We start from the raw sequence: 23,088 nt of genomic DNA on the forward strand, positions 1-23,088 counted from the left end.
GAACTCGCCTTTGAGCATCTGTCCGAATTCCATAATGGATAGTAGGCGCAGACGGTATCCACCGTTATATGGAGAGGATATAAGTACTTTTTAGTTCCGTATCCCATGAGTGTATGAACCGTTCATAAATAAGAGTGGTACCGCGAAGATAGTTGTCTTTCGTCTCTTACAGTAGTCTGTAGAGATGAGAGATTTTTTTTTGCTCTGCACAGCAAAACATTCAGCGAAAATGGAGGAATGATCATGAAAAACGTAACAAAATACAAAAGACAGTATTTTATGCCACCGGTAAAATGTATGAAATGGACAGAAAAAGAATATGTAGATAAAGCCCCGATCTGGTGCAGTGTAGACCTGCGTGACGGAAACCAGGCGCTGGTAATCCCGATGAGCCTTGAGCAGAAAGTGGAATTTTTCAAACTGCTTGTTGAGATTGGATTTAAAGAAATCGAAGTTGGTTTCCCGGCTGCATCTGAAACAGAATATACCTTTATCCGTACACTGATCGAGCAGAACCTGATTCCGGACGATGTAACGATCCAGGTACTGACACAGGCCAGAGAGCACATCATCCGTAAGACTTTTGAAGCAGTCAAAGGTGCTCCGAAGGCAATCGTACATGTATACAACTCTACCTCTGTTGCACAGAGAGAACAGGTGTTTAAGAAATCAAAAGAAGAAATCTTAAAGATTGCCGTAGATGGTGCAACACTTCTGAAAGAACTGGCTGATCAGACAGAAGGAAACTTCCAGTTTGAATACAGCCCGGAGAGCTTTACCGGAACAGAGCCGGAATATGCACTGGAAGTGTGCAACGCAGTCCTGGATGTATGGAAACCAACTGCAGACAACAAAGCAATCATCAACCTGCCGGTTACTGTACAGCACTCCATGCCGCATGTATATGCAAGCCAGGTCGAGTATATGTGTGAAAACTTAAAATATCGTGACAATGTGATTGTATCTCTTCATCCGCACAACGACCGTGGATGTGGCGTTGCAGATTCTGAGATGGGACTGCTTGCAGGCGCAGACAGAATCGAAGGAACATTGTTTGGTAATGGAGAACGTACCGGTAATGTAGATATTGTAACACTTGCCATGAACATGTTTTCACAGGGTGTGGATCCTGAACTGGATTTCTCAAATATGCCGCATGTATGCGAAGTTTACGAAGAATGTACCGGAATGAAAGTAGATGAGAGAAGCCCGTACAGTGGTGCGCTTGTATTTGCAGCATTCTCAGGTTCTCATCAGGATGCTATCGCAAAGGGCATGCACTGGAGAGAAGAAAAAGATCCGAGTCGCTGGACGGTTCCGTATCTGCCAATCGACCCGACCGATGTCGGAAGAAACTACGATGCTGATGTTATCCGTATCAACAGCCAGTCTGGTAAAGGTGGAGTCGGATATATTCTTGAGACAAAATACGGTCTGAACCTGCCTCCGAAAATGCGCGAAGCTATGGGATATGCAGCAAAAGCTGTTTCCGATCACAGCCATAAAGAACTTCATCCGGATGAGATCTTCAACCTGTTTAAATCTACATTTGAAAATATTGTGGAACCATATAGTATCAATGAAGTTCATTTCCAGCAGAAAGATGGCGGTATTACAACCCAGGTAACTTCTACCTTCAATGGTAAGACCATCACGACTGAGGCAACTGGAAACGGACGTCTGGATGCAGTCAGCAATGCACTTAGGAAGGCATACGAGATGAAGTTTACACTGGTAACTTATCAGGAACATGCACTTGAAAAGAGCACCAGCTCCAAAGCGATTGCATATGTCGGTATCCAGAAACCGGACGGCACCCTTGCATGGGGCGCAGGAGTGAATCCTGACATTATCAGAGCCTCTATTGACGCCCTTGTAACTGCTATCAACAACCGTTGATCTTTATTGAATATAAAGCCTTTTTTACATCGACAGCAAAAAGACATTGTCAATGTAAAGAAGGCTTTTTTATGCATATTTCACAGAAAACAAACACAAAAAATATAGATATGACTATGGAAATTTAAAAAAAATTCTGCTAAACTTAAATTAAGTATGCCTGTGCATATTCGAAATTGGATGACAGAAAGGAAACGATACACAGATGCTAAAGATTAAAAGCTATGTGAAAGTAAAAAGCGTTGCAGAAGCGTATGAGCTGAATCAGAAAAAAACAGCAATTGTCCTTGGCGGAATGGTGTGGCTGAAGATGGGAAATCGTAATATTTCCACAGCCATTGATCTTTCGGGGCTGGGGCTGGATACGATTCAGGAATTTGACGATGAATTTGTGATCGGCTGTATGACACCACTTCGGGAACTGGAGATAAATGAAAGTCTGAATGAATACACACATGGAGCCATACAGGAAAGTCTGCGACACATTGTCGGAGTGCAGTTTCGCAACTGTGCGACAGTAGGGGGAAGCATTTGGGGACGCTATGGATTTTCTGATGTGCTGACCATGTTTCTGGGTATGGATACATGGGTGGAACTTTACGATGCAGGAAAGATTCCGCTGACAGAATTTGTAAACCGTAAGAAGGACAATGATATTCTGGTCAATATTATTGTAAAAAAACAGCCTCTTCGTGTCTGTTATATGAGCCAGCGTAATACAAAGACGGATTTCCCGGTACTGACATGCGTAGCATCTATGATCGGAGAAGAAGCGCGGACAGTGATTGGTGCAAGACCGGGACATGCTGTTGTAGTTGAAGATAAAGATCATATTCTTAAAAATTTTAAGAATATGACGAAAAAGCAGCGAGAGGAAGCCATCAGGAAGTTTGCAGAATATGCGGCTGCAAATGTCAAAACTTCCGGAAATATGCGTGCCTCCGCAGAATACAGAACACTTCTTGTTGAAGTGTTCACAAGAAGAACATGGGAAACAGTAGGAGGAATGAAAGATGAATATTAGTTTCTGGCTGAATGGCGCTTACCGCCAGGAAGAGATAGAACCTGGGATGCTTCTCATTGATTTCCTGAGAGAAAAAGGCTGCTTCAGTGTAAAGAGAGGATGCGAGACGGCAAACTGTGGACTTTGTACCGTATTACTTGATGAGAGACCGGTACTGTCATGTTCAGTGCTTGCTGCAAGAATTGATGGCAAAAAAGTTGTGACACTGGAAGGAATGCAGAGAGAGGCGCAGGAGTTTGGAAGCTTTCTTGCAAATGAAGGCGCTGAGCAGTGTGGTTTCTGTAATCCGGGATTTATTATGAATGTATTTGCAATGCTGCGTGAACTCAAAGAGCCTACGGAAGAACAGATCAAAGAATATCTTGCAGGCAACTTATGCAGATGTTCAGGATTTGTTTCTCAGACAACGAGCATTTTGAAATTTCTGAAATACAAAAAAGCACAGGAGGAAGCATAAAATGAAATATGTAAATCAGCCTGTACGCAAAACAGACGCAATGGCACTGGTAACTGGAAAACCGGTGTATACTGATGACCTGGCTCCAAAGGACTGCCTGATCGTAAAAATTCTGCGAAGCCCGCATGCAAACGCATGGGTGGAGGATATCAAGACCGGAAATGCAGAAAAGGTTGCAGGAATCGCATGCATTCTTACCTATAAAGATGTTCCACAGAAACGTTTTACACTGGCAGGACAGACAGCACCGGAGATGAGTCCGGATGACCGTCTGATCATCGACCGTCATGTACGTTTTGTCGGAGATGTAGTTGCAATTGTTGCCGGAGAGACCGAGGAAGCGGTAGACAAAGCATTAAAAAGAATCAAAGTACAGTATCGTGTCGAGGCACCGGTTCTTGATATGCATAAAGCAAAAGACAATCCGATTCTGGTTCATCCGGAAGAAAACTGGAAACTAAAAATCCCGCTTGGTGGAAATAATAAACGTAACTTGTGCGCGGAAGCACTGGAAGAGCACGGTGATGTGGATAAAGTCCTGAGCGAGTGTAAATATACTGTAGAGCAGACTTATCACACAAAAGCAAATCAGCAGACTATGATGGAGACTTTCCGTACGGCCTGTTATATGGATCATTTTGGCAGACTGGTTGTACTTTCATCTACACAGATTCCGTTTCATGTACGAAGAATTGTAGGAAGGGCGTTGGACATTCCGGCATCTAAAGTGCGTGTCATCAAACCTAGGATTGGCGGTGGTTTTGGTGCAAAGCAGACATCCGTCAGTGAAATTTACCCGGCAATCGTTACATGGAAAACCGGTCGTCCGTCAAAGATGATCTTTTCACGATATGAATCTATGATCTGTTCTTCACCGCGTCATGAGATGGAAATTACAGTGCGTGCCGGTGCAGATGAAAATGGAATCATTAAAGCAATTGATGTATATACATTATCAAATACGGGGGCATATGGCGAACACAGTTCCACCACAGTTGGCTTAAGTGGACACAAATCTATAGGTCTTTATCGTCACACAGAAGCATATCGTTTTGCGTTTGATGTAGTTTATACGAATGTACAGGCAGCAGGAGCTTATCGTGGATATGGTGCGACGCAGGGAATCTTTGCTGTCGAATCTGCAGTGAATGAGCTGGCACACAAGATGGGCATGGATCCGGTCAGAATCAAAGAGCTGAACATGCCGATCGAGGGCGGCCCACTTCCGGGATATCCGGATGTTCCTTATGCACAGAGCTGTACCATGGATAAATGTATGGCAAGAGCCAAAGAGATGATGGACTGGGATTCAAAATATCCGTTCCGTGATATGGGCAATGGTAAGGTGCGTGGTGTTGGCGTAGCTATGGCAATGCAGGGTTCTTCGATTGCCGGTGTTGATGTTGGTGGCGCAGATATTAAGTTGAATGAAGACGGATCTTATACTCTGGCACTTGGATGTACAGATATGGGAACCGGATGTGACACCATCATGGCACAGATCGCGGCAGACTGTCTTGAGACACCGATGGAAAACATTGTTGTATTCAGTGTGGATACTGATATTTCACCATATGATTCCGGTTCTTATGCTTCTTCAACCACATATACCACAGGTGTGGCAGTTATGAAGGCCTGCCAGGAGCTTCGAAAAAAGATCTGTGAACTTGGCGCACAGATGATCGAAGTAGATCAGGACAAAGTGGATTTTGACGGATCGTATGTTTTCTGTGATGGAGAAGAAGAAGAGAAACGAGTATCTTTGGAACAGATTGCCTTAAAGGGTACATTTTTCAATAATATTGAGCTTCAGGTAGTAAAACAGCATTCTTCACCGCTGTCTCCGCCGCCGTTTATGGTGGGTATGGCAGAAGTAGAGGTTGATACAGAAACAGGAACTGTGGAGGTATTGGACTATGTGGCCGCCGTAGATTGTGGAACACCGATTAATCCGAATCTTGCCCGTGTGCAGACCGAGGGAGGTATTGCGCAGGGAATCGGAATGGCACTGTTTGAGGAGGTTCAGTATACCGAAAAAGGTAAGGTCCGTAACAATTCTTTGATGCAGTACAAAATTCCGACCAGAGAAGATTTTGGAAACATCCGTGTGGCATTTGAGAGCAGTTATGAAGAGAGTGGTCCGTTTGGTGCAAAATCAATCGGAGAACTTGTTATTGATACTCCATGTCCGGCAATCGCAGAAGCAATCTATAATGCAACAGGCGTCCGGGTGCGTGAACTTCCGATCACACCGGAGAAGGTTGCGATGGGAATCCTCAAAAAGAAATTGGAGAAATAAAATGAGTATTATTCTGAAAGGAATACTTGCATTATTCTGGTTGCTGCTGGTACCGGCGGCAATCGGAATTCTGTTTATGTCAAAAAGAAAAGACATTTGTCCGGAAGCATGCCTGCCGTTTGGATATCTGGTCTTATTTTCATTGATGGAGATATTCACACTTCCATTGACTTTTTTGAAGGCACCCCTTCATATTTTGACAGTATTGTATGGTGGGGTGGCAGTACTTCTGGCAGTAGTGGGAGTTGTATCGGTTGTTGGAAATAAAGAGAAGAGACAAAATGTGATAAGTGTACAAAAAAGGGAAAATAAGATTACGTTTTACTTTGCGTTGGCGCTTCTTCTTATTATATGCCAGATTGTAATGTGTGCGCTTCTGGCACATATGGATGCAGATGACAGTTTCTTTGTGGCAAGTGCAACAACAGATGTTTATACGGACACTATTTTTGAAGTGAACCCTGATACAGGCAGATATTATATGGTATTGCCGGAGAGATATATCCTTTCTCCGTTTCCGGTATTTCTTGCGGTAGTCAGTCAGCTGAGTGCCGGACTGCACCCTGCGATTATGGCGCATGTGGTATTTCCGGCAGTATTTTTGGGTGTAGTTTATATGGTTCAAAGTCTTTTGAGCAGATGCTGGTTTCCGAATGATCGAAAAGCCCGGGATATTTATTTGCTGCTCGTGGCAGTGCTCAGTAGTTTTTCGGCATATTCTGTTTATAATGCAGGTAATTTTCAGATGGTTCGCCTGTGGCAGGGAAAAGCGATTTTGGCAGCAATCCTGATTCCGATGCTGGTGTATCTGTGCCTGACAATAGTTATGAAAGAAAAAGCGGAATATTCATGGGGATTGATGCTGATGGCAAATTTGAGCTGTTGTCTGGTATCTTCTATGGGAATTATACTGGCACCATTGTTGATCGGAAGCTTTGCAGTCGTGAAGTTGATTTATAAAAAAGATTTTACGTGTATTTGGAAGTGTGCATTGTGCTGTATTCCGACATTGGTTTTGGGACTGATCTTTTTATATGTTCTGTAAACAGGAGAAAACTTGAATGAAAGAATTAATCAATCAGATATTGAATTTCTGGAGCAATTACTGGGGGGACAGCCTTTTCTCATATTTGTTGATTCTTGCAGCTGCTTATTTGCTCATTTTTAAAAGAAAAGAAGAAAATGTAAAATATGTGCTCACCTATCTTCTGATCATGCTCTTTTTGTTTTTCTGTCCTCTTACAGCTGCTGTCATTCAGAAATGCATTGGTGCGAGCGTTTACTGGCGAGTGTTATGGCTGATTCCTTCTTCTCCTGTAATTGCACTGGCAATGACAGAATTGATAAAAGACCATCAGAAAAACATGCAGATGCTTTTGGTGGTATTGTGTATAGGAATCGTTGCAGTGAGTGGAAAGGAAGTATATCTGGCTGGAAATTATACACGTGTTCATAATTATCAGCAGGTGCCGGATGAGGTTGCCGGAATTTGCGAGCTCATTCAGGCGGATGCGCAGGGCGAAAAATTTACATTTGCATCAGACGACGATATAAGTTCATATGTGCGTGTATATGATCCGTCTATTTACAATTTGATAGGAAGAAATGCACGTTCGACACAGGGCAGATCAAGGAAGCTTTATTATGAGATTAATTCGCCGGAGCCAGATTACCGAATAATCGCTATAGGCGGAAAAATACAGATGTGTAATTATCTGGCATTAAGAATTACGGCAGATGAGCAAAAAGAAGTGCTGGCTGAGGCAGGATATCAGGAGATTGGAAGCATTGGAAGATATACCATATTCCGTCTGGGAAATCATGTCACAGATTACAGAAATACAAAAATATTAGGCGATTGAGAAAGTTGTTTATAAATAGCAAATTATTCAAAAACTTTACAAATAGTAAAATATATGCTATATTATAAAAAGCTTTAATAGCCTGCACCTGTAGCTCAGTGGATAGAGCAGTGGTTTCCGGTACCATGTGCGGGGGTTCGATTCCCTTCAGGTGTGTTGCACGAGGTACGGGTCTGCCTCGGTGCGTTGTAAGTTAAGGAGGACAAGAACTTGGATAATTTCAGGGAATGGTTGTCAGATAACCTTCGCTATTTTATGCTTGGCGGAGCGATTCTGGTGATCGTAGCTGTGTTGTTCGTTGGTGTTCGCGCCTGTGTCGGAAGTGGGAAGGGAACTTCAGACGGAGAACAAACAACAGCTCAGGACAACGACCAGGGAACTGATCCTTCTTCTCCGGAAGATGATGGGGAGACAAACGACGGGAAGAAAGAAGAAGACACGAATCCCTTGGAGGATGGCAGCGAAGAAATTGCTGCGCTTATGAACAGTTACTACAAAGCTTTAGGGGACAAAGACATTACCGCATTGAGAACTGTTGTCAATAATCTGACACCCTCAGATGAATCAAAGATCACAAATGCCAAAGATTACATCGAAGGATATCAGGTCAGCAATGTTTATACAAAGAAAGGCTTGGATGATAATTCTTTTGTAGTGTATACACGGGGAAGTTTTGTATGCAAAGGAATTGATACACCGGCACCGTCTTTGTGGAGTTCTTATGTAGTAAAAGACAGTGATAATAATTACAAGATACTTGGTGATCTCGAGCAGAACACACAGGTTTCTGGGTATATGGATTCACTGAAGTCAGACGAAGATGTGCAGAAGCTGACTGCAGAAGTGCAGGCAGCATATGAGCAGGCACAGAAAGATGATCCGGCTCTGGCACAGTTTTTGAATGGACTAGGTGAAGAAGTAGATACTTCTTCCGGCACGAGTGCAGACGGCACGACTCTGACAGTTACAGAAGGATGTAATGTCAGGGCAGAAGCAAGCAGCGACAGTGATATCATAGGTGGTCTTGACACTGGTGATCAGGTTGTGAAAGTAGGTCAGGAGGGTGACTGGATTCAGATCGATTACGATGGCGAGACCGGATATGTTTACAGTGGATTGCTTCAGTAAATAAGAAAAGATAAAAGACACAGGAGTTTTTCCTGTGTCTTTTCTAGTTCTTCAGAGAACCATCCGCCTGAAGTTCATATGTTTTTCCGCCCACAGTGACAGTACCGGTCTGCATGATACCGTCCTGATCCATGTAGTAACGCTTTTTGTCTACTTCGATCCAGCCGGTCTGCATGATACCGTCTTGATTGAAATAATATTTTTTATGATCAGTGTCGGTAAGCCATCCGGTGTAAGGCTGTCCGTTAACCAGAAACATCCAGCTGCTTCCGTTGGCAGTCCATGTACCTTTGGCTGCTTCCGTGGAAACATCATTGTTGTCAGAAACGACCGGCGTTTCGGTTGGTTTCTGAGTGGGTTCTGGTGTTGCTGATGGTGTTGACCCGGAAGTCTTTTTTTTATCTGAATTTTGAGTGCTCGTCTTGTCTTTTGAATCCTTTGCTGATGAAGCTTTGTCTGCTTTCGTGGAGGCCACGGATTCTTTTGTAAAATAGTCTGGATCGTAGGATGACTGACGCAGGAAAAATCCGGAAAAAAGACAAAGCAGAATGACTATGATAAGCAGCAGGGGATTTATCTGTCGGTTATTATCTGACATAATTTTCCTCCTTTGTGCAATCACACAATTACATATTATCTTCATCATACATGATGTGGCGAAAAAATACAAGAGGTGTATAAAATATAAAACTGCCGGTTGCGGACGAAATAAAAACACTATATAATAAAACAATGGACAAAAAAAAGAAATCAGAAGATCAGAATACAATAAGGATAAATAAATATCTGAGCAGTGCCGGAGTGTGTTCCAGAAGGGATGCGGATCGTCTGACAGAAGCTGGAAGAGTTACCATGAACGGGAAAAAAATAGGCACAGGAGAGAGGATACCTGTTGATGCGGTGATCTGTCTGGATGGCAAACCAGTGGAGCGGGAAGAAAGGGAGGTACTGCTTCTTTTTTATAAACCACGTGGACTCGTCTGCAGCACGAAGAAACAGCGACAGGAGACAACAGTAACTGAGTATATTGATTATCCGACGCGGATCTATCCGGTGGGAAGGCTCGATAAAGACTCAGAGGGACTTCTTCTGATGACTAATCAGGGTGAGCTTGTCAATCGAATCATGAGGGCAGGCAATTATCACGAAAAGGAATATCAGGTGACTGTGGACCACGAAGTAACGGATGAATTTGTACGTCATATGCAGACAGGTGTGCCGATACTTGGGACTGTTACGCGACCCTGTACGGTACGTAAGACCGGCAAAACAAGTTTTACAATTGTTTTGACGCAGGGACTGAACCGACAGATTCGCAGGATGTGTGAATACCTCGGATATCAGGTACGTACGCTGAAACGAGTGCGGATTATGAATCTTACACTGAATGGGTTGAAATGCGGGGCATATCGTGAAATACAAAGAGATGAGTGGAGTGAGCTTAAAGAGCTGATACGTGATTCATCAAATGAAACAATAACAGAAACAGGAGGCCATCATGGAAACGGCAGAAGTAACCCGAATGAAAGAACTGGTTCAGAAGCTGAACGAGGCGGCAAAGGCATATTACCAGGAAGACAGAGAAATCATGAGCAACAGGGAGTACGACGCGCTGTACGACGAGCTGGAGCAGGCAGAAAAAATAACAGGAATCGTTCTTGCTGACAGCCCGACCGTTCGTGTCGGATATGAGGCAGTGGACGCGCTTCCGAAGGAAACACATGAATCTCCGATGCTTTCTCTGGACAAAACAAAAGACCGGGAAGTTTTGCGGGGGTTTATAGGAAATCACAAAACGCTGCTGTCATGGAAGATGGACGGTTTGACTATTGTTCTTACTTACGAAAATGGAGAACTGCAGAAGGCAGTCACCAGGGGAAATGGTATCGTTGGAGAAGTTATCACCAACAATGCACGTGTTTTTCGAAACATTCCGTTGAAGATCGCATATCAGGGAAGACTGGTGCTTCGCGGAGAGGCAATCATTACTTACTCTGATTTTGAGCGGATCAATAATTCTATTGAGGATGTTGATGCGAAATACAAGAATCCGCGAAATCTCTGCAGTGGTTCTGTGCGCCAGCTTAATAATCAGATCACGGCCGAGAGAAATGTACGTTTTTATGCATTTGCGCTTGTATCTGCGCAGGATGTTGAAATGCATAATTCCAGAGAATTTCAGATGGAATGGCTGCGGACACAGGGATTTGAAGTGGTGGAGTATCGTGTGGTAACATCTGAGAATCTGGATGAGGTGATGGATTATTTTGCAGAGAAGATCGTAACCAATGATTTTCCGTCGGACGGGCTTGTGGCATTATATGATGACATTGCTTATGGAGAGTCGCTTGGAAGTACGGCGAAGTTTCCGAGAAATGCGTTTGCTTTTAAATGGGCGGATGAAGTGCGGGAGACGACGCTCCGGGAAATCGAATGGAGTCCGTCAAGGACGGGACTGATCAATCCGATCGCAGTTTTTGATCCGGTGGAACTGGAAGGGACGACAGTCAGCCGGGCCAGTGTTCACAACGTCAGTATTGTAAAAGATCTGAAGCTTGGCATTGGTGATACGATTCAGGTTTATAAGGCAAATATGATCATTCCACAGATTGCGGAGAATCTTACACAGAGTGGAAATCTGGAGATTCCGGATACCTGTCCGGTGTGTGGACAGGAGGCAAAGATAATCTGTGAAAATGATGTGGAAGCATTGTACTGCATGAACCCGGATTGTGTAGCGAAGAAAATCAAGGCATTCACATTGTTCGTCAGCAGAGACGCGATGAACATTGACGGCCTTTCAGAAGCTACTCTGGAAAAATTTATTGCTAAAGGTTTTATTCATAATTTCGGAGATATTTTTGAAATTGAGAAATACAGAGACGAGATAGTTACGATGGACGGTTTCGGAGAGAAATCTTTTGATAATCTTATATCCAGCATTGAGAAGGCAAAAGATACTACACTTGCAAAGGTAATATACAGTCTTGGAATCAGCAATATCGGACTGTCGAATGCAAAAATCATCTGTAGGTATTTTGACGATGATCTGGATAAAATCCGTTCGGCAAAAGAGGAAGAAATCAGTGCGATTGACGGCATCGGGCCGGTCATTGCAGGAAGTCTGACGAAGTATTTTGCGAAGCCTGAGAATAATCAGAAGGTCGACCATCTGATGGGATATCTTCATATTGTAAAAGAAGAAAAAGCTGACAATCAGATTTTTGCAGGAAAGAATTTCGTGATCACGGGAAGCCTGGAGCGTTTCAGCAATCGTGGAGAAGCGAAAAATCTGATTGAATCTCTGGGAGGTAAGGTGACTGGTTCTGTGACCGGAAAAACGAATTATCTGATCAACAATGATGTCAATTCGAATTCTTCAAAAAACAAAAAAGCAAGAGAGCTTGGGATTCCGATTCTTTCCGAAGAAGATTTCCTGAAGCTGGCAGAAGAATCAAAACAGATTGAAATATAGAAGCATGGTAATTAAAGGAGGAATGGGAAATGCCGATTAAGATACAGGGCGATCTGCCTGTAAAAGAAATTTTGGAAAGAGAAAATATATTTGTGATGGACGAAGGAAGAGCGGTTCATCAGGACATTCGTCCGATTCAGATCCTGATTCTGAATCTGATGCCGCTGAAAGAAGAGACGGAACTTCAGCTTCTGCGTTCGCTGTCAAATACACCACTGCAGGTGGATGTGACTTTTATGGCGGTTGAGAGTCATCAGGCCAAAAACACTTCTGTCAGCCACCTGAACAAATTTTATCAGACATTTCCTGATCTGAGAGATCAGAAGTTTGATGGAATGATCGTGACAGGTGCGCCGGTAGAGCAGATGGAATTTGAGGAAGTGGATTACTGGAAAGAGCTGGAAGAAATCATGGACTGGACAGAAAGCCATGTAACTTCAACGATCTTTTTGTGCTGGGCTGCACAGGCAAGCCTTTATCATTTTTATGGACTTCAGAAACGACAGCTTGACCATAAGATGTTCGGCCTTTTCTGGCACAAAGTCCTGAACCGTAAGATTCCGCTTGTGAGAGGATTTGACGATGCTTTTCTGGCACCGCATTCCAGACATACCGAAGTGCCTATCGAAGATATCCGTGCGTGCAAAGAAATTACTATTCTTGCAGAATCCGAAGAAGCAGGACTTTTCCTTGCAATGGCGCAGGGTGGACGCCGGATCTTTGTGATGGGGCATCCGGAATACGACCGCATCACGCTGGATGGAGAGTACAAGAGAGATATGGGAAAGGGACTTCCGATCGATCTTCCGAAAAATTATTACAAAGATGATGATCCGGAAAATAAACCACTGCTCCTGTGGCGCGCACATGCAAACAATCTGTACACAAACTGGCTGAATTATTACGTATACCAGAGTACACCGTTCGACCTGTACGGAACACCTGATTTTGCAAGTATAAACATGGATTAATGCGGGTTTGGAGAAATTGCCTGAAAAATAGAAACAGAAATGTTTTCGATGTAAGAGCATCGTTAAAAGTTGGGCTGCAGGTGGAGCAGGGTAAATATCCATCTCGACAGATGTCTTAACTGGGTACCGAGGCTGACAACCAGCAGAAAACTATTTTTCAAAAGAAAGTTTTAGAGGAGTGTGGTTAAGCATCACACTCCTTTTTGCACGGTTTTCTTTATTCTTTGCACTTGGATATCAGGAAGGGATCTTATTGCAATAGGAATCTTCTCTGCAATTTATTTGAAACTTCAAATTCCCCACGCAAATTAATTGCGTGAGGAGAAGTAGCAGTTATCCAAGTTCACAGTCACTGATTGCCTGCATTACGATATTTGTTGTAATGAAATTCTACACAGGGTTGAAAAAGAAAAATCAGGCTCGTATAATAACATAAGTAATTGATCTGTTATTCTTATTAAAAGGATACTAACGGGTCACAGGAGGACTTTATGAATTATATGATGGCGATTCTGCCTAAAATGTGTGGTTTTCTTTTACTTGTTCTCATAGGCTTTACTGCTTCACGCACAGGTATAATAAAAAAAGAAGCAATGCCCTCTATTTCCGGGTTTTTACTTAGGATTGCGCTGCCGGCACTGACGATTGGTCTGATCTTTGAAAATCAGACCACATTTCAGACAATGACTCAATATGGAAAAATGGTCTTATCACAGATTCTTATGTATTTTGTTATGGCTGCAGGAGGAATCCTTGGAAGCCACATTTGTCATCTTAAAGGAACTACAGCCAATGTTCATTGTGGATGTTCTGTAGGTGGCAATTATGGTTTTTTGGTGATTCCTCTGATCATGACACTGTTTGGTGATCAGGGCGGCAATGTATATATTCCTATATGTTCCGTTATTGATACGACTCTGGTCTGGACTCTGGGTTTTACATTATTTACAAATGGAATCGGACTGAAAGAGAATCCCTGGAAAAAGATCATTATGAATCCAATTTTCCTTTCAATCCTACTGGGTTTATGTCTGACTAGTTTTCATATTTCTGTTCCGGACATAATTTTGAGTACCATTGGTTCTGTTGGCAATACCTGCTACAGTTGGGGGCTGGTTTACCTTGGATGCAGTCTTGGATTTATGAAACTTACCAATATTTTTAAATATAAGTCCATACTGGTCCTGTTTTTTACAAAATCATTTGCACTTCCACTGATCATATACTTCATTTCTCGTCATTTTCTTTCAGAAATTGAAAGTATGATCCTTATGCTGATCTGTGCAGCACCAGCAATGACAACTTCCAGTATGATTGCAGAACAATATAATCTGGACGGAGAATATGCCTCTACAGCTGTGGTAACGACAACTCTGCTTTGTATGTTGATCATACCGCTGCTGTTCTGTCTGATATCATTATAGGAGAGAAAAATGGATTTACTTGTTAAAGATATAGTTAAAATTTGGAATAATGGAGACGCTTCGCTTGTTGCAGGAAAAGAAGGTATTTTACGTAAGGTTGAAGTATTTGATATGATGGAGCAGCCAAATATCAAACCGTGGCTCAGAGAACATTTGATTTTGATAACTACTGGATATGTGATACGAAATGATAAAGAGGCTCTTCTTCAGATTATAAGAGATATGAACGATGCGAATGCGTCAGCTCTTGCAATAAAAACACGTTTTTTTGATGATTTTCCTAAGGAAGCTCTTCAGCTGGCAGATGAATTAAAACTTCCGCTGTTCTTTCTCAACAATAATGCGGGCTTTACAGAACTTACCTTTCCAATAATGACTGCAATTGTGGAATCCAGAAGCAATGTTGCACTTGATACCCGTTATCAGATCGGACGTCAGAATAAATCTGAACTGGATCGAAAACTGTTTTTTGATATTATTAATGGAAAAGTTACACAGACCGAGGAAGCAGAATATAGAATCGCTTCTCTTCAGTGGCCATCTGAACCATTTCGTGTGATTGCCCTTTCGCTGGAAACATCAGAGAATTCTTTTCTTTTGGAAATAAAGAAGGAATCCCAGATAAAGGGTATATCCCGAGTTCTTAATAATCATCACATCAAAAATGTAGTTATATGCGGTAAAGAAAAATGTTATGCGATTACAACTTCTTCAATAAATGAGTCCATAATCAAGAAAATGACAGAAGATATGATTCAAAAGACATGCGAAATCAATAACTGTATGTGCTCTGCAATCATCAGCGATATAGTAGAAGATTATCTGGCGCTTCCCAATACCTATCAGCAGATAAAAGAGGGATTTTTGGTTCGTAATATAAGAAAACAGCAATGGTCTCAGGTTTTTTTATCTGATCTTCAATATGATCGTATTATGTTACGCATGTCTGCTGATAAGGAAGCACTGGCATTTATCAAAAAGAAGCTGGGTCCACTGGTAACCTATGACCGTGTACACGGCACAAAACTTCTTGATACTCTTGAAGCATTTATTCATAATAATTGTTCACGTAAACTGGCAGCAGAGGCACTGTTTCTTCATCGAAATACCATGGCACACAGAATCTGCAAGATAGAAGAAATACTACATTGCAGTCTGGAGGATCCAGATATGATGGATAGATTAGAATTTGCTATAAAATTAAAAATGTATATACATTAAAAACAAATGTGCGCCATGCACAATGTTTAATCAAAAAAAGTGTGTTATCACCAATGCTTTTAGCGAATTAAAGTGATATAATACAAAACAACATATGTGAAGCCGATGTAGGCGTTCCTACATCGGCTAATTTTGTACTCTGGTCTGCTGTCAACCGGATACGAGCACATATATTTTATAGGAAATGGAGGAGATAACATGGCTAGTAACACAAAGAAAGATTACACACAGATGCATATCAAAGCATCAGAACATCCCAAAGCATATTCACCGCATATTCTTATTCTGAATATTGTGATGAGCGTCCTTGGTGCTATCATCGGTCTTGAATTGATCGTGCGTACGGGTGTCGCACCAAACACATCTATCGTAGGAGCGTTATTTGCAATCATCATTTCACGTCTGCCTATCGCATTTTTAAAGAAATATCAGAGTATTCACTGCCAGAATATGATTCAGACATCAATTTCGGGAGCAACATTCTCAGCAGCAAACTGCTTCCTGCTTCCGATCGGTATTCCGGTTATTATGGGCAGAATGGATCTTATGTATCCTATGCTTGTTGGTGTATTTCTTGCAACCATCATTGATGCAACAATTCTTTATAAGACATTTGACAGCGAAATGTTTCCGGCAGAAGGAGCATGGCCTCCGGGAGTTGCATCTGCAGAATCTATCCTTGCAGTTGTAGAAAAAGGAAAGAAAGCTTTTTTGCTCATTGTAGGTATGGTCATCGGTGTTGGTGGTAAAATGATCGGTATTCCTACGGATCTTCTCGGTGTTTCCTGGTTCGGCGATTTTGCAGCGATGACAGCTCTTGGCGTAGGATCAATTGTGATCGGTATCATTAAGACAAATGGATTTATTATTGATATCTTCGGCCGTAGCTTTCCAATCATTACCAACATTTTCGGTGAAGGTGCTGATCTGATGGCTTCAAACATGTTCAAATACATGCCTCATGGTATTATGATCGGAGCAGGTCTTGTGTCCCTTATCCAATGCGGCCGTATGCTTTTCAAGAAAGGTGACGGAGACAGTGCAGCAGGTAAGTTTACCTCCAGCATGGCAAATATGAAAAAAGCCCTTGGTGGTGGATATGTTGCATATCTGGTAGTAGCAATTTTATTGGCAATAATTACAGGCATCTGGTCAGAAATGGGTGTTGTTCAGCTGATTATTTGGATTATCTTCTCAGCTTTTGCAGCTATTGCTTCTGAACTGATTGTTGGTATTTCAGCAATGTACTCAGGATGGTTTCCGGGATTTGCGACAGCTCTTATTTTCCTGATTGTTGGAATGTTGATCGGATTCCCATCACTTCCACTTGGAATCCTTGTTGCTTATACTTCTGCAACCGGTCCTGCTTTCTCTGATATGGCATATGATCTTAAATGCGGTTACATCCTTCGTGGATGCGGAAAAGATCAGGAACTTGAGCTCGAAGGAAGAAAACAGCAGTATATCAGTGAAATTGTAGGTTTTGTGGTAGCTTTTATACTTGTGGCAATTATGGCAAAACAGTACTTTGCGCAGGGGCTCTTTGCACCGGTTGATGCTACTTTTGCAGCAACGATTGAAGCTGGCGCAGGCGGAGATGTAGCTAAATGGCTGCTTATCTGGGCAATTCCGGGAGCAATCATCCAGTTCCTTGGCGGATCCAGACAGGTTGGTATTCTTTTTGCAACTGGTCTTCTTGTTGGTTCCACTATTAACGGTCTGACAATTCTGATCGCATTGCTTATTCGCTACATTCTTGTTAAAAAGGACAAAGAAAACGAGCAGATCCTCAATATTATGGGTGCCGGTTCACTTGCCGGAGCAGCTCTGTACAGTTTCTTTACGGCTACATTATCACTTGGTAAAAAGAAATAATAACGGGAGATGATTAATAAAATGAAAACTAAAGGAATCCGTCTTACAAAAGATGTCCTTGATGCTGCACTCACCGGAGGAACCATCCTCGGCGGCGGTGGCGGCGGCGATCCGAAAAAAGGCAGAAAATACGCTGAGATTGCAGTTGATTATACCGATCTCAGACTTATTACAATCGATGAACTGGATGAAAATGATGTACTATTGACAGCTTCTCTGGTAGGTGCACCAAATGCGCCAGCCCAGTTCATGACTCCGAAGGATATCGCAAAAACTGTTGAAATCCTTCAGAAAAACTGTGATTTTAATATTGGCGGAATTATTACAAACGAACAGGGCGGAGAAGCAACAGTAAATGGCTGGCTTCAGGCTGCTGTTACAGGACTTCCGGTTGTTGATGCCCCTTGTAACGGACGAGCTCATCCAACAGGTGTAATGGGAAGCATGAATCTTCACAGACTTGCAGATTATACAACAGTACAGGCCTGTGTTGGCGGTAATCCAGATACTGGAAATCATATCGAATGCTTCTTTGAAGGAACGATCGATCATACGTCCAAGATGGTGCGTCTTGCCTCTATTGAAGCAGGTGGACTGGTCGCAGTAGCACGAAATCCGGTAAAAGTGTCTTATGCACGTGAAAACTGTGCCCTTGGTGGTGTAAGTTATGCAATCGATACAGGAAAAGCGTTCTTAAAAGGACTGGAATCTTCCGTTGAGGATGCAGTCAACAGTGTATGTACTTTCCTGAATGGCCGTGTCCTTGCAAGGGGACCGGTACAGAATTTTTCTATCGAGACAACTGGTGGCTTCGATGTAGGTTATGCTGCTGTTGACGGCTGTGAAATGACATTCTGGAATGAATATGCTACTGCCGAAAAAGATGGCGAGCGTCTTGCAACTTTCCCGGATCTAATTATGACGATCAATGCCAAAACAGGAGAGCCTGTTACAACTGCCATGATGGAAGAGGGACTTGATGTTTATGTAATTGCCACAGACAAAAAGAATCTGAAGCTTTCGCCGACCATGTATGCGCCGGAATTGCTGAAAGCAACCGAAGATGTAATTAAAAAAGACTTAATCAGTCATCTGAGTAAATAGTCGGGAGGAATAATAACATGTTAATGAAAGAAATTATTGCTGCTTATGATGTACTTGACAGTTCATTTGTAACAGGAGAAGAAGTTAAAAAATATCTTCTCGGGATCAAAGCCGATGCCAATGTAGAAGTCTATGAACTGGTAGGCCCTAAGGGAAGCACAGATATGCTTAAAGTGCGTATTCCTGGTAAAAACGGCAAGACAAATGGTGGAGATGCTCCTACAATCGGACTCCTTGGCAGACTTGGCGGAATTGGCGCACGTCCGGAACGTATTGGCTTTGTATCTGACGGTGATGGCGCACTCTGCGCGGTAGCTCTCGCTGCAAAACTGCTTGATATGCAAAACAAAGGAGACTATCTTGACGGTGATGTGTTTATTTCTACACATATCTGTCCGCATGCTCCGACAGCTCCGCATGATCCGGTTCCTTTCATGGGTTCACCAGTAGAAATGGCACAGGTAAACAAAGAAGAAGTGTCTCCGGATCTTGATGCTTTACTTGTTGTTGACACAACAAAAGGCAACCGTGTGATTAACACAAGAGGTTTTGCTATTTCTCCAACAGTAAAAGAGGGATATGTATTAAGAACTTCTGAAGATCTTCTTGATCTGATGCAGATCACTACAGGACGTCTTCCATATGTATTCCCACTGGCTACCCAGGATATCACACCTTACGGAAATGATGTGCACCACTTAAATAGTATTCTTCAGCCATGTACAGCTACAGATGCACCTGTTGTTGGTGTAGCTATCACAGCAGAGACAATGGTACCTGGATGCGCTACAGGCGCTACTCATGCTACAGACGTAGAGGAAGCTGCAAGATTTATGTTAGAAGTTGCCAAAGCATATGGAAGAAAACAGTGTAGTTTCTATGATGCTGATGAATATGCACGTCTCCAGAAATTATATGGAAGCATGAAACATCTTCAGACTCTCGGAAACGAATAAGGAGGTTTTGGTATGAAAATAGGTGCAATTACCATCGGTCAGGCTCCGCGAACTGATGTAACAGCAGACATTCTAAGAATCTTTGATGATTCACTGGAACTTGTCCAGGCAGGCGGTCTGGATGGACTTACAAAAGAAGAGATTGCTGAGTTTGCTCCTGGCAAGGATGATTATGTCCTTGTCTCCAGATTGACAGATGGGAGTTCTGTGACATTTGCCGAGCGTCATATCCTGCCAAGACTTCAGGATGCTATTAACCACATGGAAGATGAGGGATGCAGTCTTATCATGATGTTCTGTACCGGAAGTTTTCCGGAGACACTTTCAGCCAAGAATATTCCTATGATCTATCCATGTGAGCTGCTCAATCGCCTTGTTCCGCTGATGACTAAGAAATCAAGCATAATCTGCATGACTCCATCACCACTTCAGACAGAACAATGTGAAGAAAAATGGAAAAACTATGTTGATCATGTAACAGCAATTGCGGCTTCACCATATGGCGACTGGGATGCACTCGAAAAGGCAGCTGAAAAGATTAAAGATCTTGATGCGGATCTGATTGTTCTTGACTGTATAGGTTATACACAGGAAATGAAAAAAATGTTTGCAGAAAAAACCGGTAAGAAAGTTGTTCTTCCAAGAACACTTCTGGCCAGAGTTGTCTCTGAATTAACTGACATCTGAATAGACATATAAGTTATATATGTTCAGTATTTTCCGGACATTTCGCAGGTCCATCAAAGTCCGGCGGAATGTCCGTTTTTTACAAAATAAAAAAATTAACGAAAAGAGGAAGCAATAATGGAAAATTTAGTTAAAATAGCAGAGGGAGTTCTTACTTCATGTCTGGCTGTAAAACCTGGCGAGGAAATTCTGGTTATTACAGATGACAGCCGAAAAGAAATCGGTGAAGCAATCTATGAAGCAGCTGGAAATCTTGGATGCGAAAAAATCCTTATGGTTATGAAAGAAAGAGAAGTAAGTGGGCAGGAGCCACCTAAGGTAATTGCTGAAGCCATGAAAGCGGCTGATGTTGTGATTGCTCCGACAGCTCAGTCACTCACTCATACTAATGCCAGAATTGAAGCAGCGAAAGCAGGTACAAGAGTAGCAACAATGCCTGGTATTACCAAAGAGATGTTTTCACAGGGTGCCATGACTGCCGACTACAGCAAAGTAGAAGAATTAACTGCAAAAGTAACAGAAATGCTCACCAACGCCTCCAAGGCACGCATCGAAAAAGATGGGAAGGTTCTTACGATCAATCTCGATGGCAGGGATGGTGTTCCAAGTCCTGGAGTATATAAAGAATCCGGAAAATGTGGAAATCTTCCTTCCGGAGAAGCCTATATTGCTCCGCTAGAAGATGGTTCCGATGGCGAGATGATTATTGATGGATCTATGGTCGGTATTGGAAAACTGGCAAGTCCTTTACATATGACAATTTCAGGAGGAAAGCTTCGTTCAGTAAAAGGAGATAAGAGCGAAAATCTAGATATCCTTCTTAAAAACGAGACCAACGGAACACTCTGTGAACTTGGAATCGGAACTAACGAAGCAGCTATACTGAATGGAATCATCCTTGAAGATGAAAAAGTATATGGAACCGTACACATTGCTTTCGGAACCAATACATCATTTGGCGGTGTAAATAAAGCGGAATGTCATATGGACGGAATTATCCTGCGTCCGACATTATATCTGGATGATATTAAAGTTATCGAAAATGGTGTTTTTCTTATCTGATTTTTTACGATATAAAGGAGAAATTGAAAATGGATAAAAAATTTAAAGTAGGTCTGATTAGAGTCCTTACAACAGAAGATGAAGAAGTGCTTTCCGCACATGGCAAACAGATTATGTCATATTTCCCTGAACTTCAGGTTGAAACTAAATGTATTCCGGACCAGTATGAAGGAATACACAGTCCTGAACTCGGTGAACTGGCTATCCCCAAAATTGTCAAAACAGCTCAATCCTTCACGGATGTTGATATGATTATCGTAAGCTGTGCGGATGATCCGGGTGTTGCGGAGATTCGTAAGGTTCTCCCGAACATTCCTGTTACTGGCGGCGGCGAGACAACTGTAGCACTTGCTCTTAAATATGGCAGCAAGATTGGTGTGCTTGGAATCACAGACTATGCACCTCAGGCATATAGAAGAATGATTCCTGATCAGATGATACTAGGCAGACCTGAAGGTGTACATAGCACACTGGACCTGATGACACCAGAAGGAAAAGAAAGTGTGCTGAAACTTGGCTTGAAGTTAAAAGAACAAGGCGCAGAAGTAATTGCACTTGCCTGCACTGGTCTTGCAACGATTGGTATAGCCAAAGATCTGGAAAACGAAACAGGACTTCCTGTTATTGACCCGGTTATGGCAGAAGGATTGTTCGCTTATTTCGAATATCTCAGAAAAAAATAATAATACACGTTCATAACGATCAGCTATATGCTGTCAGAAAGGTAGCAAAGATATGTTATTAAATGAAGCTATTCTGAGTCGTCACAGCACACGGTCTTTCCGTCCTGATCCTGTAGACAGAGCGTTGCTGTTTACTTTGGCAGATGCGGCTCAACAGGCACCTTCAGCCAGTAATCTGCAGGCCTGGAGATTTCTGTTTATTACAGATCCACAGCTTAAAGAAAAAGTAGATCTTTTTAGTCCGGGGCTTTCTGGCAAACCGCCAGTCATCCTTGTAGTCTGCTCAGATATGGAGAAGGCATCAAGAAAAGGTGGTAAAAATTCTGAAGTGTACGGATGCCTTATGGATGCATCAATGGCTGCTGAGAATCTCATGCTAAAAGCTACTGAATTAGGGCTTGGAACATGTGCAATCAAATCATACAATGATACAGCGGTTCGTAAAATATTGGAACTTCCAGACAGATATCGTATTGAGATGCTTATCTCTATAGGTTATCCAGATGGTACCCCCCGTTGCCCGAAGCGTCCTCCGGTAGAACAGATATGCTATTTTGATCATATTGAGGAAGAGGAGAGAATTGATGAATAATCCTGAATTCGAATTACTAGTATATCTGATCACCAGTGCCAGAGCGCTTCCAGAAGAGCCGGCAAGTTACGGCTCAATCAGACTTATTGAAGCTGCTTCCAGACTGTGTCAGATTATATGCAATAATGACCCTGATAATAAAACATATTGTGAACTTCTTAACTGTATTGAAACTGATAAGGGAAAAGCCCTGACAGAACCGGAACGTTTTTCAGCCATGCTTGAAAAAGCATCTGAAATATTGGTGGACTGTCTGTAAAATAACATAAAAGGGACTGTTGCAAAATAGAAGCCTGTATAATTTAATTTCGGACTTTGAACTTTTTTTGTATACATGATAATTAAGGTAGTGTATAATAGTTTAAACCG

The 23,088-nt window shown here is 42.4% G+C and carries 20 protein-coding genes, 1 tRNA gene, 1 pseudogene and 1 other annotated feature (1 of these 23 running past the window's edge); of the genes and pseudogenes, 21 read left to right on the forward strand and 1 reads right to left on the reverse strand.

What is annotated here, in order from left to right; genetic code table 11:
• Positions 1-170 (forward strand) — a binding site (T-box leader); it begins 84 nt to the left of the window's first position.
• A gap of 73 nt (positions 171-243) precedes the next feature.
• The 8 genes from DWW86_RS10360 (at position 244) to DWW86_RS10395 (ending at position 8,669) form a co-directional block, all read left to right on the forward strand.
• The gene (locus DWW86_RS10360; protein WP_117943013.1) at positions 244-1,899 is read left to right on the forward strand and encodes a 2-isopropylmalate synthase; all 1,656 of its coding nucleotides are present in this window, start codon (positions 244-246) and stop codon (positions 1,897-1,899) included.
• Between the two features lie 205 nt (positions 1,900-2,104).
• Positions 2,105-2,923, forward strand: a complete 819-nt coding sequence (locus DWW86_RS10365) for an FAD binding domain-containing protein (RefSeq protein WP_072520922.1) — start codon at positions 2,105-2,107, stop codon at positions 2,921-2,923.
• Complete coding sequence (locus DWW86_RS10370) at positions 2,913-3,380, forward strand: (2Fe-2S)-binding protein (protein ID WP_072520923.1); 468 nt, start codon at positions 2,913-2,915, stop codon at positions 3,378-3,380. Before DWW86_RS10365 ends, DWW86_RS10370 begins: the two co-directional genes overlap by 11 nt.
• A gap of 1 nt (position 3,381) precedes the next feature.
• On the forward strand, positions 3,382-5,679 hold the full coding sequence (locus tag DWW86_RS10375; protein ID WP_072520924.1) for a xanthine dehydrogenase family protein molybdopterin-binding subunit: 2,298 nt from the start codon (positions 3,382-3,384) through the stop codon (positions 5,677-5,679).
• Between the two features lies 1 nt (position 5,680).
• Positions 5,681-6,724: a DUF6077 domain-containing protein gene (locus DWW86_RS10380; RefSeq protein WP_117943014.1), complete on the forward strand. Its 1,044-nt coding sequence runs from the start codon at positions 5,681-5,683 to the stop codon at positions 6,722-6,724.
• 16 nt (positions 6,725-6,740) lie between these two features.
• A complete protein-coding gene (locus DWW86_RS10385) occupies positions 6,741-7,541 on the forward strand; it encodes a hypothetical protein (RefSeq protein ID WP_072520926.1) in 801 nt (266 codons plus the stop codon).
• Positions 7,542-7,625: 84 nt separating this feature from the next.
• Positions 7,626-7,697 (forward strand) — tRNA-Arg (locus tag DWW86_RS10390).
• A 54-nt stretch (positions 7,698-7,751) separates the two neighbouring features.
• Complete coding sequence (locus DWW86_RS10395) at positions 7,752-8,669, forward strand: SH3 domain-containing protein (protein ID WP_227196111.1); 918 nt, start codon at positions 7,752-7,754, stop codon at positions 8,667-8,669.
• 43 nt (positions 8,670-8,712) lie between these two features.
• Here the strand turns inward: DWW86_RS10395 and DWW86_RS10400 are convergent, their stop codons facing one another.
• Positions 8,713-9,267 (reverse strand): N-acetylmuramoyl-L-alanine amidase family protein, encoded by a 555-nt coding sequence (locus tag DWW86_RS10400; protein WP_117943015.1) that lies wholly within the window; start codon positions 9,265-9,267, stop codon positions 8,713-8,715.
• Between the two features lie 134 nt (positions 9,268-9,401).
• Here DWW86_RS10400 and DWW86_RS10405 point away from each other — a divergent pair.
• The 13 genes and pseudogenes from DWW86_RS10405 to DWW86_RS10465 form a co-directional block, all read left to right on the forward strand.
• Positions 9,402-10,079 (forward strand): annotated as a pseudogene (locus tag DWW86_RS10405) (pseudouridine synthase); the annotation flags it as partial.
• A gap of 88 nt (positions 10,080-10,167) precedes the next feature.
• On the forward strand, positions 10,168-12,144 hold the full coding sequence (gene ligA / locus DWW86_RS10410) for an NAD-dependent DNA ligase LigA (protein ID WP_117943016.1): 1,977 nt from the start codon (positions 10,168-10,170) through the stop codon (positions 12,142-12,144).
• A gap of 29 nt (positions 12,145-12,173) precedes the next feature.
• Positions 12,174-13,115, forward strand: a complete 942-nt coding sequence (metA, locus tag DWW86_RS10415) for a homoserine O-acetyltransferase MetA (RefSeq protein ID WP_117943017.1) — start codon at positions 12,174-12,176, stop codon at positions 13,113-13,115.
• A gap of 491 nt (positions 13,116-13,606) precedes the next feature.
• Positions 13,607-14,539 (forward strand): AEC family transporter, encoded by a 933-nt coding sequence (locus DWW86_RS10420; RefSeq protein ID WP_117943018.1) that lies wholly within the window; start codon positions 13,607-13,609, stop codon positions 14,537-14,539.
• A gap of 9 nt (positions 14,540-14,548) precedes the next feature.
• The gene (locus DWW86_RS10425) at positions 14,549-15,760 is read left to right on the forward strand and encodes a PucR family transcriptional regulator (protein ID WP_117943019.1); all 1,212 of its coding nucleotides are present in this window, start codon (positions 14,549-14,551) and stop codon (positions 15,758-15,760) included.
• Positions 15,761-15,958: 198 nt separating this feature from the next.
• Entirely contained in the window at positions 15,959-17,635 is a 1,677-nt protein-coding gene (locus tag DWW86_RS10430) for an OPT/YSL family transporter (RefSeq protein WP_117943020.1), read from the forward strand.
• Positions 17,636-17,656: 21 nt separating this feature from the next.
• Complete coding sequence (locus DWW86_RS10435) at positions 17,657-18,739, forward strand: S-methyl thiohydantoin desulfurase family protein (RefSeq protein WP_072520934.1); 1,083 nt, start codon at positions 17,657-17,659, stop codon at positions 18,737-18,739.
• 17 nt (positions 18,740-18,756) lie between these two features.
• Positions 18,757-19,695: a DUF1177 domain-containing protein gene (locus DWW86_RS10440; RefSeq protein WP_072520935.1), complete on the forward strand. Its 939-nt coding sequence runs from the start codon at positions 18,757-18,759 to the stop codon at positions 19,693-19,695.
• Between the two features lie 12 nt (positions 19,696-19,707).
• Positions 19,708-20,382 carry an AroM family protein gene (locus DWW86_RS10445; protein ID WP_117943021.1) on the forward strand — a complete coding sequence of 225 codons (675 nt, stop codon included), beginning with the start codon at positions 19,708-19,710 and terminating at the stop codon, positions 20,380-20,382.
• A gap of 117 nt (positions 20,383-20,499) precedes the next feature.
• On the forward strand, positions 20,500-21,444 hold the full coding sequence (locus DWW86_RS10450; RefSeq protein ID WP_117943022.1) for an aminopeptidase: 945 nt from the start codon (positions 20,500-20,502) through the stop codon (positions 21,442-21,444).
• A 29-nt stretch (positions 21,445-21,473) separates the two neighbouring features.
• Positions 21,474-22,127, forward strand: a complete 654-nt coding sequence (locus DWW86_RS10455; protein ID WP_072520938.1) for an aspartate/glutamate racemase family protein — start codon at positions 21,474-21,476, stop codon at positions 22,125-22,127.
• A gap of 52 nt (positions 22,128-22,179) precedes the next feature.
• Positions 22,180-22,719 carry a nitroreductase family protein gene (locus DWW86_RS10460; RefSeq protein WP_072520939.1) on the forward strand — a complete coding sequence of 180 codons (540 nt, stop codon included), beginning with the start codon at positions 22,180-22,182 and terminating at the stop codon, positions 22,717-22,719.
• Positions 22,712-22,978: a DUF6092 family protein gene (locus DWW86_RS10465; protein ID WP_072520940.1), complete on the forward strand. Its 267-nt coding sequence runs from the start codon at positions 22,712-22,714 to the stop codon at positions 22,976-22,978. Before DWW86_RS10460 ends, DWW86_RS10465 begins: the two co-directional genes overlap by 8 nt.
• Positions 22,979-23,088: the final 110 nt, after the last annotated feature.

This window comes from Ruminococcus sp. AF17-22AC (genome assembly GCF_003460065.1).
Lineage (GTDB): Bacteria > Bacillota > Clostridia > Lachnospirales > Lachnospiraceae > Blautia_A.

Bases quoted from the DNA above. Each gene is read 5' to 3' on its own strand.
- DWW86_RS10360 (WP_117943013.1), top strand. From the start codon at position 244: ATGAAAAACGTAACAAAATACAAAAGACAGTATTTTATGCCACCGGTA.
- DWW86_RS10365 (WP_072520922.1), top strand. From the start codon at position 2,105: ATGCTAAAGATTAAAAGCTATGTGAAAGTAAAAAGCGTTGCAGAAGCG.
- DWW86_RS10370 (WP_072520923.1), top strand. From the start codon at position 2,913: ATGAATATTAGTTTCTGGCTGAATGGCGCTTACCGCCAGGAAGAGATA.
- DWW86_RS10375 (WP_072520924.1), top strand. From the start codon at position 3,382: ATGAAATATGTAAATCAGCCTGTACGCAAAACAGACGCAATGGCACTG.
- DWW86_RS10380 (WP_117943014.1), top strand. From the start codon at position 5,681: ATGAGTATTATTCTGAAAGGAATACTTGCATTATTCTGGTTGCTGCTG.
- DWW86_RS10385 (WP_072520926.1), top strand. From the start codon at position 6,741: ATGAAAGAATTAATCAATCAGATATTGAATTTCTGGAGCAATTACTGG.
- DWW86_RS10400 (WP_117943015.1), bottom strand. From the start codon at position 9,267: ATGTCAGATAATAACCGACAGATAAATCCCCTGCTGCTTATCATAGTC.
- ligA (WP_117943016.1), top strand. From the start codon at position 10,168: ATGGAAACGGCAGAAGTAACCCGAATGAAAGAACTGGTTCAGAAGCTG.
- metA (WP_117943017.1), top strand. From the start codon at position 12,174: ATGCCGATTAAGATACAGGGCGATCTGCCTGTAAAAGAAATTTTGGAA.
- DWW86_RS10420 (WP_117943018.1), top strand. From the start codon at position 13,607: ATGAATTATATGATGGCGATTCTGCCTAAAATGTGTGGTTTTCTTTTA.
- DWW86_RS10425 (WP_117943019.1), top strand. From the start codon at position 14,549: ATGGATTTACTTGTTAAAGATATAGTTAAAATTTGGAATAATGGAGAC.
- DWW86_RS10430 (WP_117943020.1), top strand. From the start codon at position 15,959: ATGGCTAGTAACACAAAGAAAGATTACACACAGATGCATATCAAAGCA.
- DWW86_RS10435 (WP_072520934.1), top strand. From the start codon at position 17,657: ATGAAAACTAAAGGAATCCGTCTTACAAAAGATGTCCTTGATGCTGCA.
- DWW86_RS10440 (WP_072520935.1), top strand. From the start codon at position 18,757: ATGTTAATGAAAGAAATTATTGCTGCTTATGATGTACTTGACAGTTCA.
- DWW86_RS10445 (WP_117943021.1), top strand. From the start codon at position 19,708: ATGAAAATAGGTGCAATTACCATCGGTCAGGCTCCGCGAACTGATGTA.
- DWW86_RS10450 (WP_117943022.1), top strand. From the start codon at position 20,500: ATGGAAAATTTAGTTAAAATAGCAGAGGGAGTTCTTACTTCATGTCTG.
- DWW86_RS10455 (WP_072520938.1), top strand. From the start codon at position 21,474: ATGGATAAAAAATTTAAAGTAGGTCTGATTAGAGTCCTTACAACAGAA.
- DWW86_RS10460 (WP_072520939.1), top strand. From the start codon at position 22,180: ATGTTATTAAATGAAGCTATTCTGAGTCGTCACAGCACACGGTCTTTC.
- DWW86_RS10465 (WP_072520940.1), top strand. From the start codon at position 22,712: ATGAATAATCCTGAATTCGAATTACTAGTATATCTGATCACCAGTGCC.